General features: G+C 69.3%; 1 pseudogene. It reads left to right on the top strand.

The window, feature by feature from the left end:
• Positions 1–293: pseudogene (locus tag U5798_RS37030) on the top strand (hypothetical protein); the annotation flags it as partial.

The raw sequence follows: 293 nt of genomic DNA, 5'->3' as shown, positions 1-293 counted from the left end.
GACTATTGGGGCGGCGGTCCGTTCACGAACGGCTGCGCGAGCCTGCCCGATCTCTGGCACGGCGGCCTCGACGACCGCGCGGCCGGATGGGTGACCGTCCAGGGGATCAACCCGACCAACCGGCCGCTGTATCGCGCGCCGCCCCGCGCATATGGCGTGCTCGCGGCGTTGCGCCTTGCGAGGCTGATCGAGTCGATTCGCCGCATGCAGGCCGACGTGCCGATTACCGTCGTATGCCATAGCCAGGGCAACATCGTGGGCCTGACGGCGGCGTTCTTCGGCGATGCACTGCC

This window comes from Burkholderia sp. BCC1972, assembly GCF_905339605.1.
GTDB lineage: Bacteria > Pseudomonadota > Gammaproteobacteria > Burkholderiales > Burkholderiaceae > Burkholderia.
Note: the sequence above shows the minus strand (reverse complement) of the source record. Positions and strands in the feature narration are given on the sequence as shown.